The sequence below is a fragment of the Planococcus sp. BI3 genome (assembly GCF_056680115.1).
In genome coordinates, this window is the sequence record NZ_CM155266.1 from 2,869,269 (window position 1) to 2,882,346 (window position 13,078).

Here is a 13,078-nt window from a genome sequence, read left to right on the forward strand (position 1 = left end):
TTTGGACAGTATTTCGACTGATTTGGACAGTATTTAGCATGGAACGGACTGTATTTGGTCCGATTCAGACTGTATATCCATTTAACTAGGAATCTTCATGCGAATAAAAGCCGCAAAAGCTTCGAATTACGAAACTTTCCACTATACAGACCGTAAATAAACAAATAGATAAATAAAAGGAGCGTGTCTATATGCCAAGCTGTGAAAATTGCGTACGGCAATGGAAATGGAAGACCATTGTCCTGAAAACCCTGAAATTTACCAATAAAGCAAATTGTCCATACTGCGAAAAAGTCCAATACATCGTGCCGAAGTCGAGAAAGCAAAATGCCCTCTTCAGTATTCTTCCCGCATTCCTTATCATCGCGCTAAGCAATATTTTTGATTTGGGTGTACTGGGTGTAGTGTTGCTTGCCGCTGGCTTACTGACTGCTACGCTCAGCCTTTATCCGTTCATCATGAAACTTTCCAGCGAAGATAAATCGCTGCATCCAAAAAACCAGACATGAAACGAGCCGTTCCTGAACGATTCAGGACGGCTCTTTTTCCTTCTCATTCAAATCGGCTTCAGCTCGCTGATTTTACGAGTCAACTCACTAAACCGCCGGTCAAGCTCGGCATATTGCGGATCTTTCACTATCATAAAACTCAATTTGCCCAATACTTCCTGGCGCTCCGTCTCAAGCCGCATCAGCAATTCCCCAGTTTCATCGCGTTCCGGAGCGGGTGCATCGAGCTGCTTCTCGATCCGGCGGTCCGCGATGACCAGTTTGCTGGTGGTGGTTTTCTCCCGGAACGCTTGGTCATGAGAGACGACCAGCAGCGTACCCGTGTACTGCGCCAAAGTCTCTTCGAGCTGCTCGCGTGACGGCAAATCGAGGTGGTTGGTCGGCTCATCAAGAATCAGCGCGTCCCGTTCCTCCAGAATATAGACCATCAGTTTGCATTTGATGCGTTCACCCATGCTCATAACACCAATCGGTTCTTTCCACTGCTCTGCTGTAAAGCCGAGATGCTTCATCAAGTTCTGGACTTTGCCGCGCGCTTCAAAGCTTTCCTTATAGAACAGCTCGCCCGGTGTTTTCTCAAGCGGCAGATCGAACACTTCCTGCGTCAAGTAGCCTATGCTTGCGGAAGGGGAGACCCAAACGTCACCGTCCGCGGCTTCCTGTCCAAGCAGGATTTTGAGTAATGTCGTTTTGCCGCTTCCGTTTGCGCCTTCAATGGCGACTTTTTCCCCGTGTAATATGGTGAAGCCGGCTTTTTCAAATAGCAGTTTTCCTCCATACGCCTTCGACAGCTCTTTCACTTCAAGAAAACGTTTGCCTGTTTTATGTGTGGCGTTCATCGAGAAGGCGACTTCGTATTCAGGCTCAAGCGGTTTTGCATCGATTTTATCCAATTCTTTTTCCAGACGCTTCTGCTTAGAGTTAACCTGTTTGTCCATGCGCTTGGCTTTCTTCCGGTAATATTCCTTCGCGCCTTCCTGTTTGGTCGATTCGGCATGCGCTTTATGCGACCAGGAAGTGAGTTCGTCCATCTGCGCTTCGATGCGCTCGACCATTTTCTGCTGCTTGTCGTATTCACGCTGCTGGGTCAACCGTTTCTGCTGCCGCGCTTCCATATAGCTGGAGTAGTTGCCGTAGTGCTCGATCAGTTTCTGGTTTTCGAGCGACCAGATTTTGGTTGCAACAGCGTCCAGGAAGTTTCGGTTATGCGACACCAGGATGACAGTCCCTGGGTATTTGCGAATCTGCGCCTCCAACAGCTCGATGCTTTCGCTGTCCAAATGATTGGTCGGTTCGTCCAACAACAACAGGTGGGCATCCTTCGAGAGGCCTGCGGAAAGCCGGGCTTTCAGTTTTTCGCCGCCGCTGAGGAGCGGAAAATCATGCATCGGCACATGCCATTGTTTCAGCAAGGCGCTTTCTGGAGCCGTGACCTCATTGAAGGCGTGTGTTTCCGTTTCCTGTTCCACAAAAACGGTTTCGATGTTCGGCTGGAGCCAGTCCAGCTGCCCGCTTGTGGGAATCAATTCACCGGCGATCAAGCGAAGCAAAGTCGACTTTCCGGCTCCATTCTTGCCGATGACGCCGATCACTTCGCCTTGCTGGATGCTTGTATGGACCTCTTCAAAAATCATCGTATCCATTATTTCATAGCGTACACTCTGTAATTTCAGTAGTTCTTTCATCCAATCAATCCCTTCAGGAGAGGGAACTAAAAAATCCCCCCAAATAAATTTGAAAGGATTAGCCGTATCGTGCCCGTTCTAAATAAGCCATAGATGTATCATGACTCGACAGTTTTCTGAATATGGGCAGACTAATCCTATTTTGCGTAAGTTGAAATTTAAATTCCAGTCGCTAAAACAAGATTAGTTGCGCATCGTCCACCCATCAGCCTTTCTGTCGTTTGATAAGGCCAGTATAGCATAGCAATAAATTCATTTCCAATTGGATTGGATCCTTCAAAGGACTGTTTTATATAAGCAGCCAACGGGTAAGCTAAGACTGTCTTGCTTTAAAAAATACAGCTTATCAGGAGGCCACCATGGAATATATTTATCTAGGAAATTCAGGTTTGCGTGTTCCGAAATACATACTCGGGACTGTCCCTTTCAGCGGAACAAATGGTTTTGAAGCTGCAGGCAATATTGACGAAAATCTCGCGCGCCGCATGGTCGACATGTCATTGGAAGCCGGCATCAATATGTTCGATACCGCCAACCTCTACTCAAAAGGCGATGCGGAAAAAGTATTGGGATCGGCCATCAAAGGGCGCCGGGATGAGGTACTGCTGACGTCGAAAACAGGTTTCCATATAGACGAAAATAACCCTAACGCAAGGGGAGCTTCGCGAAGCAACATCCTGACGTCCATTGACCAGTCGCTGGAGCGCCTGGGTACCGATTATCTCGACGTCTATTTCGTTCATCTTTGGGACGGACAGACACCGGTCGAGGAAACGGTCGAAACGATGACGGGTCTCGTGAAATCCGGCAAGATCCGCCATTGGGGCGTGTCGAACTACAGCGGCTGGGCGCTGGCCCGTACGTTTACGGTCGCACACCAATCTGGCTCCATCCCGCCGATTACACAGCAGATCTACTACACTCCAGAAGCGCGGGAAGCGGAATACGAACTGCTTCCGGCCGGCCAAGAACTCGGCGTCGGCTCGATGATCTGGAGTCCGCTTGGTGAAGGCTTGCTGAACGGCAAGATCGGGCGCAATAAACAAGCGCCTGAAAACACACGCCAAGGAGCGGGATGGCCGGAACCTTGGGTGCAGGATCAGGAGCGGCTGTACCAGGTCATCGACGCCTTGGAGGAAGTCGCGGCCAACCATAACGCATCGGTGCCGCAGATCGCGTACGCATGGGTCCGGGACCGTCCGAACGTCGGCCCGATTGTCATCGCAGCCCGCAACGAAGAGCAGCTGAAGGAAAACATCGCTTCCTTTGAAATCAAACTGACGCAAGACGAGCACGATCTGATCGAATCCACCGCGCGCCCGGTGCCCATCTACCCAAACTGGCACCGCGCCATGAGTTCGTTTGACATGAGCAGTCCGTCTGAGAAGACGTATTTGGAAGGGTATAAAAAGTCGATGGGGATTGAGGAATAAAAACAATTAAGAAAACGCACCGATCCTGAGCTTTAACTGGCTCAGTGTCGGTGCGTTTTTGATCTGTGCTATTTTATTTAGAAGTGTCCGGGGCATTAGCAACGACGGCACTTTTCGGTTCAGCCGGTTTCTTGAACGTCCCGTCCCGCCGGAAATTCCCCATAACTTCCATCGTTTCCGTAATGCTGACGAACGCATTCGGATCGATGGACTTGATGAGCGGCCGGACATAGGCCAGTTCGTAACGCGTGATGACGCTATGCAGCACTTTCACTTTGTTGCCGGAGTAGGCACCCTCGCCGTCGGTCACCGTAATGCCGCGGTACAGGTTTTCGAGCAATTCTTTTTTGACGGCATCGCCGAGGCTTGTCACCACCATGAGGCTCAGCTTGATATGGCGTGTGTGTACACGGTCCATGACGATTCCGGTGATATAGATGGAAGCCATGGTATACATCGCCAGTTCCCAAGAAAAGATGAACCCGGAAATGAAAATGACGACGCTGTTTAAACAGAATACTAAAAAGCCGAGCGGGATGTCGCGCTTTAGCGTAAGCAGCAGCCCGACGAGGTCGAATCCGCCGCCTGAACCGTAAAAACGGATGATCACACCGGCACCTGCGCCGATCATGACCCCGCCAAACACTGAAGACAATAGTGCGTCTTCGGTGACTTTCATAATAGGAATGTAAAGCATCGCAATCGATGTTACCGCCACGGAAAAAATACTGTTGAGGACAAACACCTTGCCCAGTTTCATCCACGCGACCACGAAAATCGGAATGTTAAGGACCACCAGCCAAACTCCTGCATTGATGGAGGTTAATAGCCCCAAAATCATTGCCATACCTGTGACGCCGCCGGATAGGATCTCATGTGGCAATAAAAACATATTAAATGCAACTGCAAGCAGCAATGATCCTGCAAAAATGACCAGCAAACTATAAAAGCTTTTCACGCATACATCTCCGTTCTATCATTAATTCCTTTGTGTCAAAAATAATTGCTGTCCGCTATTATTTTTCAGCACAGTGCTTCAAATTATAGGCTCCGCTTGATATGAATGCAATTAATAGTTTTTTATGCAGGCTTGGCAAAAGTTCTAAAAGCAACGTGATGAAATAGTTGGGCGATGTTGAAGAGCGATGCGTTTTGGAACTGTAACTTTTCATTTATTAAAAGGTCTAATGGATACAAAGGGGGGGAGAGGAATGAAGTTCAAGCACTTGTTCTGGGGCGCGATCTTTCTTGTGATTTTGGCAGCTTGTTCAGAAGAAAGAGGGGCAGCGACGGCTGACAAACCCGTTCCCTCTGCAATAGAAGCCAGTCAGGATTTAGGTGAAACGCCTCCTGTTCTCACAGTGGAGGTGGATGGGAAGGAGATTTCTTCTATAAGAAGCGGGTATAGCTGGAGCTATTTTGACGAACAGGAAAGCGAGTGGGTTCTTGTTGAAACGGAAACCCTTTCTCCGATGGAAGCAGCTGAGAAGCAGAACGCTCCCAGAGTAAATGGAGAGACAGGGATCGGCCTCAGGTTCGAAAAGGAGCCGGATTCCTATAGAGTGAATATCTGGAATTCGGACGGGGTTGCGAAGGGGCCTTATAAAGGAATCGTGCTGGACCAGTCCAGCGGAAAAACGGTGTATGTAGTTACTGCAATTTGGGAACAAGGGACTGCTCATTATGTTTTTAGTTTGATGGTTGAATAGCGGATTGCCTGAGGTGACCGTCCTATGTGCAGTCTGATTTGACGGTTTTCTGCCTGCCGCAAACTTTATTCGAGCGAAAGATTAGTCTACATACGAACTTTCCATGGCGAGGACAAGAGATCATAAAGTTTCATCTTTCTGAATGGTTCTGCTGTGATAAACTGGAACGGGGAGAGGTAGTTTCACCTGGTACAAATACAGGGACTCCAACCGACGGCCGCCGCAAATTTTTTCTCTGGCCGGCCACTGTAAATGGCGTCGTGCAAGTGAAGTTGGAAATTCAAGCTAAAAGGGGATGGGATCAGATGGGTGAAAGCGAAGACTTGTTCAGCAGAAAACCGAAAGAGGAACGCAGATTAGGGGAACCGACCGGTGCGTTTAAAGGTGCGGCCTGGGGCGCTTTGCTGATTGGGGTATCGGCGTATTTGATCGGATTATACAATGCGCTGATGGAATTAAATGAAAAAGGCTATTATATTACCCTATTGATTCTTGGACTTTACGCCGCAGTGTCGCTTCAAAAGGCAGTCAGAGACCGCGACGAAGGGATACGGGTCACGAACCTGTATTTCGGCATCAGCTGGTTTGCGTTGATCGCGGCGCTGGCACTCATGGCGATCGGCCTGTTCAACGCCGGGAGCATCACTTTAAGCGAGAAAGGCTTTTACGGCATCTCGTTCGTCCTGAGTTTGTTTGCTGTAGTCACTGTGCAGAAGAATGTTCGGGACACAGAAGAAGCGAATCAGGATAAGTAAGTTGTTGTTGGTGTTGAGGTTCTATTGAAAAGAATACAAAAGAGAAACGCCTAACTGATTTTCTGGTTAGGTGTTTCTCTTTTAATTACATGTAGTTGACAGTGGTTAGGGTGGTGATGGTAATAAGCATATGATTATGCGGCAGTCACTTTATTCTCAAAATATTCTCTTTTTATAAAATAGAAGTAAATAAGAGTCGATATTAAGCTGCTAATATTTTTTAAAATTTAAAATATTAGAGAGCAATGATTATGAAACTATATGGTTTGAATTTATTTATTTGTTTTTTCTGGACTTACCAATAAAACATTCTCTTGAATTTTTAATTCCGGTACTATAAGTGGATTAGAATGTGAGAACTGTTCCTCTGGAGCATCTTTATTTATATTATTTTTACCCCACACATAATAGTATAGTGATGCTACCGAAAATATACCGATACTTATATAGAAGAACGCTATATTACTGAAAATACTTGAGAACAAAGCGGCAAAAGCGATGAGTATAGATATGGCTGGAGCTATAGGGAACCATGGCGATTTGTAAGGACGATGTAAATTAGGCTCCTTTATTCTTAGTGCAATTAATGATGAACACATAAAGATATAAGAAACCAATGCTCCGAATGTAGCTATCAGAATTAAGGTATTAGGATTGAATAGAAGTGTTAAAAAAAATCCGATAACACCAGGAATAATAATGGCGTTATAAGGAGTACGACGCGATTGGTGTATATTTGATAAGTATTTAGGGAAATACCCTGCTCTTGAAAGAGAAAAGATTTGTCTGGAATAAGCTAAAATAGTACCTGACAGACTAGAAATTAAAGCAAATAAACCTACTATAAATAAACCGGTAACTACCCAATGATTTTCTCCAAAAACAGAAGAAATAGCAAGAGCGAGAGGATCAGATGCTGTGGTAGTTGCGGCAATTCCACCTAATCCAACCGTAACTGTAATAACAAATACAGATAATATAATAAGCGTGATTAAAGTTCTCATTATAGCTTTAGGCATATCTTTAATAGGGTTTTTACTTTCTTCAGCTAGCATTGGTAGCATTTCAGCTGCTAAATAGAGCCACATAGCGTATGGGAGCGCTGCCCAAACTCCGGAAAAACCTCCTGGAATCAATTGATTCAAGTTATTTCCAAAAAGGTTTGCAGGATTAATATGCGGTAGTCCATAAAAAGAAAAAATAATAATCATACTTACAGCTATAGTAACGAGTATCATTTCAATTGTTGCATATTCTTTTATACCTAAGACATGAACTATAAAAAAGAAAATATATAGTACAGCACCTGCTAATACGGGGTGGATTTCAGGAATAAGAAAGTTAACGTAATAACCTGCACCGGATGCAACTACAGAACTAGCAACTCCGTATTGTAAAATTACTCCAATTCCAGTTATGAATCCCGCGTAGGGACCGAGGGCGCGCCTTGCAAAAGCGTAAGGCCCTCCTGCATGAGGCATTATAGTTGATAACTCTGCAATAGCTAAACACATAGTTACATACATAATTCCGATTATGGCTGTTGCAATTAACATTCCTACATAACCGGATTGCGCAAGACCAAAATTCCAACCAAAGTATTGTCCAGAGATTACTATACCTACACCGATCGCCCATAAATTAAGTGGTGTTAATGCTTTTTTTAATGTCACGTTTTCATCCATAATACAAACCTCCTAAATTTTAGTGGTTATTAGAATGTTGAACATCAAAAAGAATCATAGTATTATGAATGAATCTTTTCTTTATATCGGTTAGGTGTCAAGTCTGCAAACTTTTTAAAACCTTTAATACAATGAGACAAATCATAGTATCCGTGTTCAGTAACTAAATCCTGTAAGTTATATATCTCTTCTTTACAAACTACATTTAATATATTCTGAAACCGTACAATTTCACTGAACTGTTTTGGAGAGAAGCCAAGGCTTTCTTCAAATTTTTTTCGGAGATATCGGTCTGAGTAGCCTGTTTCTCTAGGCAATTCCTGAATAACAGGTTGCCCTTGAGATTGATAAATTCTATTAATACAGTAATTAACTATAAGTTGAGATTCATTATTGTGAGTTAATGATTTTATATACTTTTCAAATGCCTGAATCCTGCAATCAAATGATATTGCCTCATAAACTTCCTCCGCTAAAAAAGACACAGAATCAATGACGTCTTCTAAAAGAATTTTTTTACTTAATAAACATTTCATAGAATCGCGAAATATCAATACTGTTTGCTCTGGTAAAAATCGAACCCCAAAATATTCGCATTCAGGCCGGAATCCATGTTGTTCCAAACTTTTTTCTGGGCTTGTCCAAAGGTATGCTATCGGCTTATTGGAAGCGCATTCAAAAATAATATCGAAGCACCCGTCCGGAATTACAGAAAAATATTGCACGCTATTTTTTGTGGTTTTGAACTGATAAAAAAGAGAAATATTTTCCTTGATTCCATTTTGAGTAGGCTTAAATTCTAAATAGTTAGCTGTTTTTGATTCAATATCGGGTTGATAAGGAGTAAATATCATCGCTGATCTAGTCTCCTTCTTTTAGTTATTACTTTGATTAATGCTTTGTCTCTTCATTTCAGCGCTCGAATGATTATGATTTTCATAAAGTTTATCATTAGGCTTATTTCCTTCGATACCTATAGTAGCAAAAATAATTAAAATGGAGAGAGTTGCAGAAATAATCCATTTATCAGGGCGAGGCATGGGGAGTATCTCTTCATTTTTCTTACCTATCTCAAGTGTAATAATGTAAGAAAGAAATGAGGTAATGATAATAAAAAGAACTGTAATGAAGATAATCATAATTTTAAAGTTGCTAAGTAGCATATTACCAAGCATGGCCCCCATCATACCCCCCATTATACCAGCAGCTAAACCTTCTAAAATTGCAATTAAACTAACTGATTTTCCTACTAAATAGCCGAGGCCCAGTCCGTAGAGCATTGATATTATAGTTGAGAGAGTTATATCAAATTTGAAAAAAACGCCGAGAATGGTACCGAAAGCGACGCTAGAAAAAGTAACGAAAATCATTACTATGACCATACCTATCATATCTCCAAAAGCATTCATCTTCATCTTAAGAATAAAAACAATAGAATACAGCAATACCATACATGTACAAATTAAAAGCAGCATGATTTAACTCCTTCCAATCATTATCGGCTGTAAAGAAAGAAAAGGAGAAGATTTCTCTACTCCAGTTTCCTTTTTTACAAAACTATTTAATGACATGAGTTAGATTTTTTCGGTATCGAACGAGGAACATCTAAAGCAGGATTACGATCAAAGAATCCTACTGGCTTCAATTGGAAATTAATATAAGCAGTTGGCATTACAGGCCAATCTTCTGGCCGAGTAATATGATGATGGCCCATTGTGTACCAAACAACAATATCTTCATTATCGATTGAACGATTTGCTTCAATATATTTAGGTAAACCATCGCCACCCTTATGTTGGTTTGGATATTTCCCGGTAGCATACATTTCATTTTCATCAAATTTAGTTACATGTAAATGATTTTTGATGAATCCAGCACGTTTTATCACACTTGAACTGTCATGAGCGAATGGAAGACAATTTTCACCTGGCATAATTTTGTATCCGACCGGTTGATTCACAAAGTTCAATGAGTTTTTATTAACTATTTTCCATGTACGTTGCGTTTTTATATCTATAATGCGCTTAGATTCTTGTTCTGTTTGAAATGTGCGTGTAACAGGATAGAATGCATTTGAATATGGATTATTCGGTCCTTCAGGTTCTGCAACTGTCTCCGTTTCAACGACTGAATTTTTTACTCCATCCAGCATAGTATCTAGACGGAAATTAAAGTAATGCTGATGGTGAACTGCATTTAAACCGGGAGCAATTTCAGTTCCATATTTTGAGCTCCCTGTAGAATCAAATGTTCCCGTATTTAAAACTCCAGTTAATTTTACTTCAACTTCGATTGTGCCATCTTGATAGAAACTCCAGTAAAATCCATAATCATAATTACCTACTGTACAGAAGAATGAGATGACAAGGCGACGTGACCGACGAACTTCTACATGGTCTGTGCGCCAATCAGTGTGCTTCCATCCAATCCCATAATCTTCTTCATGAAGACAAATTGCATTTTTAATCGTACGAGGATTTCCTGCACCATCAGTAAGGATTGCATCAAAGTATTGAATATGACCTAAGCAATCACATCCAAGTTCCAATGAATTAGCTAACTGTCCCATACCATATTCACCAGCATCAAATGCATTTTGTGTATTATGTGCAAAAGTTGCATCTCCATAAGGGACAACCATTTCTGATAACGCACCGCGATATAAAATTGGACGATCTTTTCCTTTATCATGGTAGTTTACTGTATACAGTACAAGCCCTTCGCGCGGCGTAAATCCATAGCGGAAACTCCACTTTTGCCATTTAATCAAGTTTCCTTCTACCGTGAAACTTGGGCCTTCCGGTTGAATAATATCTAGTGGTTTTAAATCAGTACGGAATTCGATTGAATCACTTGTTTCAGGATAGTAATTTGCATCAGTCGATGGCATTTCACGTACACCGTAGTCTTCAATACGATCTACCTGCATTTTGTTTAAATCTACATAAGCAACTATGCCTGTTAAAGGGTATGCATAGCCGTTATCATCAGCGAATTTCTTTTGCCAACATATAGCACGTGCAATTCGTTTACCTTCATTTTCAGGGATATTAAAGTACCCTGCTGACCAAGGATCAACCATGATTAAATCAGGATTATCAATGCCACGTTTTTTTAATGCTTCTTTAAAATCTGGATGTTTCTTTACTAGGTCTTCACACTCCAAAAATTCATCTAACATGATTCCTGGTTGTACATCTGGAATTTCTTCATAACGTATGATAGAAGAAGAGGATAGTGACACTACAACTTCAAATGTTTTTAAGTTTTCATTATCTAAGAGCACTATATAAACTTGACGATCAAATGTGTCACCGTCTTTAAAGTTCAAAACTAGTTCTTTTGGAAGTTCATTTAGCGAAACTGTAGGGAAACGAACATTAGGACTTAGTTGTTTCTCTTTTTTTAATAAAGAGACTGCATCTTGAATTTCTATAATTGTTAATGGAGCTAATGGATGAGAACCCTGCTTTATCTGGATTTCTTCTGCTTTCATAAAATTACCCCCTTTTGTAATAAACTCAATATATCAAACTAAGAAAAAATTTAGTTGTAAAAAACGGAATTTTTAGAAAACTTAAATGTGTTTCTTCATTAAGTTGTTTTTTTCGGAGTATTTAACAGTATTGATTTTTACAGACTAGTCTGACAATAATGAAAATAAGCCGTTCATACATCTCTTTTTAAGGAATATATGTTACGAACGGTAATCCGAATCAAAGGGAGGAAAAGATAATGGTTATGATTTACTCAACACCCAACACTGATGGGGCTAAAAGTAAGTTTAAAGAGAGATATGAAAACTATATTAATGGTGAATGGAAGTCTCCAATTAAAGGACAATACTTTGATAACGTATCACCTGTAAATGGCAAGAAATTTACTGAAATTGCAAGATCTACTGCAGAAGATGTCGAAGCGGCACTTGATGCGGCGCATGCCGCGAAAGATGCATGGGGAAAAACATCTGTTGCAGAAAGAGCTAATATTTTATTGAAAATTGCTGATCGAATGGAAGAAAATTTAGAAATCCTAGCTGTTGCAGAAACCTGGGATAACGGAAAAGCTATCCGTGAAACCTTGAATGCTGACCTTCCTTTAGCTATTGACCAATTCCGCTATTTTGCAGGAGCTATCCGTGCACAAGAGGGGTCACTTAGTCAAATTGATGAAGACACCGTTGCTTATCATTTTCATGAACCGTTAGGTGTGGTGGCACAAATCATTCCATGGAACTTCCCCCTGTTGATGGCGGCCTGGAAACTGGCACCGGCACTTGTTGCAGGAAACTGCGTAGTGTTGAAACCGGCTGAGCAAACCCCAGCCAGTATTCTTGTTTGGGCTGAAATAGTCGGTGATTTATTGCCTCCTGGAGTTTTAAATATTGTAAACGGTTTTGGTTTGGAAGCTGGAAAACCACTTGCCTCGAGTCCTCGTATCAGTAAAGTTGCATTTACTGGTGAAACGACAACAGGAAGATTGATCATGCAATACGCTGCTCAGAATTTAATTCCGGTAACTTTAGAGTTGGGCGGGAAATCGCCGAATATTTTCTTTAAAGATGTTATGGATCAAGATGATGCTTTTCTTGATAAAGCAATTGAGGGCTTTGTAATGTTTGCCTTGAATCAAGGAGAAGTTTGTACTTCCCCATCTCGTGTCTTAATTCAGGAAGATATTTATGATGAATTTATGGAGCGTGCAATAAAGCGCGTTGAAGCGATTAAAGTTGGCAATCCGCTTAATGTAGAGACGATGATGGGAGCTCAAGCTTCACAAGAACAGATGGAAAAAATTATGTCTTATCTGGATATTGGTAAACAAGAAGGGGCTGAAGTTTTAACAGGAGGCGATCGTAATATTTTGGAGGGTGATTTAGCCGAAGGCTTCTATATCAAACCGACCGTGTTTAAAGGTAACAACAAAATGCGTATTTTCCAGGAAGAAATCTTTGGCCCAGTTGTTTCTGTAACTACGTTTAAGACAAAAGAAGAGGCTTTAGAAATCGCCAATGATACACTCTATGGGCTTGGTGCTGGTGTTTGGACACGTGATACTCAAACAGCATATCGTTTTGGAAGAGGTATTCAAGCAGGTCGGGTTTGGACAAATTGCTATCATCAGTATCCTGCTCATTCTGCATTTGGAGGATATAAAATGTCCGGTTTCGGACGTGAAAATCACAAAATGATGCTAGACCATTACCAAAATACAAAAAACATGCTTGTTAGCTATAGTGAGAATAAACAAGGATTCTTTTAATGAGTTTGTTTAGAATTTATTGAAAGTGGAATGAATATTT

General features: G+C 41.9%; 11 protein-coding genes. 5 read left to right on the top strand and 6 right to left on the bottom strand.

The features are described from left to right. The first annotated feature begins 191 nt into the window (after nucleotides 1-191). Nucleotides 192-509, top strand: a complete 318-nt coding sequence (locus tag AC1MEO_RS14455; RefSeq protein ID WP_480331534.1) for a TIGR04104 family putative zinc finger protein — start codon at nucleotides 192-194, stop codon at nucleotides 507-509. A 47-nt stretch (nucleotides 510-556) separates the two neighbouring features. On the opposite strand, the gene abc-f is transcribed toward AC1MEO_RS14455, so the two are convergent. Beyond that, on the bottom strand, nucleotides 557-2,194 hold the full coding sequence (gene abc-f, locus AC1MEO_RS14460) for a ribosomal protection-like ABC-F family protein (RefSeq protein ID WP_480331536.1): 1,638 nt from the start codon (nucleotides 2,192-2,194) through the stop codon (nucleotides 557-559). Nucleotides 2,195-2,553: 359 nt separating this feature from the next. Here abc-f and AC1MEO_RS14465 point away from each other — a divergent pair, with 359 nt between their 5' ends. Then, complete coding sequence (locus AC1MEO_RS14465; protein ID WP_480331538.1) at nucleotides 2,554-3,627, top strand: aldo/keto reductase; 1,074 nt, start codon at nucleotides 2,554-2,556, stop codon at nucleotides 3,625-3,627. 73 nt (nucleotides 3,628-3,700) lie between these two features. Here AC1MEO_RS14465 and AC1MEO_RS14470 read toward each other — a convergent pair whose 3' ends face one another. After that, a complete protein-coding gene (locus AC1MEO_RS14470; protein WP_480336108.1) occupies nucleotides 3,701-4,519 on the bottom strand; it encodes a YitT family protein in 819 nt (272 codons plus the stop codon). A gap of 319 nt (nucleotides 4,520-4,838) precedes the next feature. On the opposite strand from AC1MEO_RS14470, the gene AC1MEO_RS14475 reads away from it, so the two are divergent. Continuing rightward, the gene (locus AC1MEO_RS14475) at nucleotides 4,839-5,336 is read left to right on the top strand and encodes a hypothetical protein (protein WP_480331540.1); all 498 of its coding nucleotides are present in this window, start codon (nucleotides 4,839-4,841) and stop codon (nucleotides 5,334-5,336) included. 305 nt (nucleotides 5,337-5,641) lie between these two features. Next, a complete protein-coding gene (gene yiaA / locus AC1MEO_RS14480; protein ID WP_480331542.1) occupies nucleotides 5,642-6,091 on the top strand; it encodes an inner membrane protein YiaA in 450 nt (149 codons plus the stop codon). Between the two features lie 272 nt (nucleotides 6,092-6,363). On the opposite strand, the gene eat is transcribed toward yiaA, so the two are convergent. From eat to AC1MEO_RS14500, 4 genes are all read right to left on the bottom strand, one after another. Beyond that, nucleotides 6,364-7,776 (bottom strand): ethanolamine permease, encoded by a 1,413-nt coding sequence (eat, locus tag AC1MEO_RS14485; RefSeq protein WP_480331544.1) that lies wholly within the window; start codon nucleotides 7,774-7,776, stop codon nucleotides 6,364-6,366. Nucleotides 7,777-7,838: 62 nt separating this feature from the next. Next, nucleotides 7,839-8,630, bottom strand: a complete 792-nt coding sequence (locus AC1MEO_RS14490) for a helix-turn-helix domain-containing protein (RefSeq protein ID WP_480331546.1) — start codon at nucleotides 8,628-8,630, stop codon at nucleotides 7,839-7,841. 21 nt (nucleotides 8,631-8,651) lie between these two features. After that, nucleotides 8,652-9,251: a hypothetical protein gene (locus AC1MEO_RS14495; RefSeq protein ID WP_480331548.1), complete on the bottom strand. Its 600-nt coding sequence runs from the start codon at nucleotides 9,249-9,251 to the stop codon at nucleotides 8,652-8,654. An 86-nt stretch (nucleotides 9,252-9,337) separates the two neighbouring features. After that, on the bottom strand, nucleotides 9,338-11,272 hold the full coding sequence (locus tag AC1MEO_RS14500) for a primary-amine oxidase (protein WP_480331550.1): 1,935 nt from the start codon (nucleotides 11,270-11,272) through the stop codon (nucleotides 9,338-9,340). A 245-nt stretch (nucleotides 11,273-11,517) separates the two neighbouring features. Between AC1MEO_RS14500 and adh the strand changes: the two genes are divergently transcribed. After that, nucleotides 11,518-13,038, top strand: a complete 1,521-nt coding sequence (gene adh, locus AC1MEO_RS14505; protein WP_480336110.1) for an aldehyde dehydrogenase — start codon at nucleotides 11,518-11,520, stop codon at nucleotides 13,036-13,038. Nucleotides 13,039-13,078 lie beyond the last annotated feature (40 nt).

Excerpts from the sequence above, each read along its gene's own strand:
- AC1MEO_RS14500 (WP_480331550.1), bottom strand. The coding sequence starts at position 11,272 with ATGAAAGCAGAAGAAATCCAGATAAAGCAGGGTTCTCATCCATTAGCT.
- AC1MEO_RS14455 (WP_480331534.1), top strand. The coding sequence starts at position 192 with ATGCCAAGCTGTGAAAATTGCGTACGGCAATGGAAATGGAAGACCATT.
- AC1MEO_RS14490 (WP_480331546.1), bottom strand. The coding sequence starts at position 8,630 with ATGATATTTACTCCTTATCAACCCGATATTGAATCAAAAACAGCTAAC.
- AC1MEO_RS14470 (WP_480336108.1), bottom strand. The coding sequence starts at position 4,519 with ATGTTTTTATTGCCACATGAGATCCTATCCGGCGGCGTCACAGGTATG.
- AC1MEO_RS14475 (WP_480331540.1), top strand. The coding sequence starts at position 4,839 with ATGAAGTTCAAGCACTTGTTCTGGGGCGCGATCTTTCTTGTGATTTTG.
- abc-f (WP_480331536.1), bottom strand. The coding sequence starts at position 2,194 with ATGAAAGAACTACTGAAATTACAGAGTGTACGCTATGAAATAATGGAT.
- AC1MEO_RS14465 (WP_480331538.1), top strand. The coding sequence starts at position 2,554 with ATGGAATATATTTATCTAGGAAATTCAGGTTTGCGTGTTCCGAAATAC.
- yiaA (WP_480331542.1), top strand. The coding sequence starts at position 5,642 with ATGGGTGAAAGCGAAGACTTGTTCAGCAGAAAACCGAAAGAGGAACGC.
- AC1MEO_RS14495 (WP_480331548.1), bottom strand. The coding sequence starts at position 9,251 with ATGCTGCTTTTAATTTGTACATGTATGGTATTGCTGTATTCTATTGTT.
- eat (WP_480331544.1), bottom strand. The coding sequence starts at position 7,776 with ATGGATGAAAACGTGACATTAAAAAAAGCATTAACACCACTTAATTTA.
- adh (WP_480336110.1), top strand. The coding sequence starts at position 11,518 with ATGATTTACTCAACACCCAACACTGATGGGGCTAAAAGTAAGTTTAAA.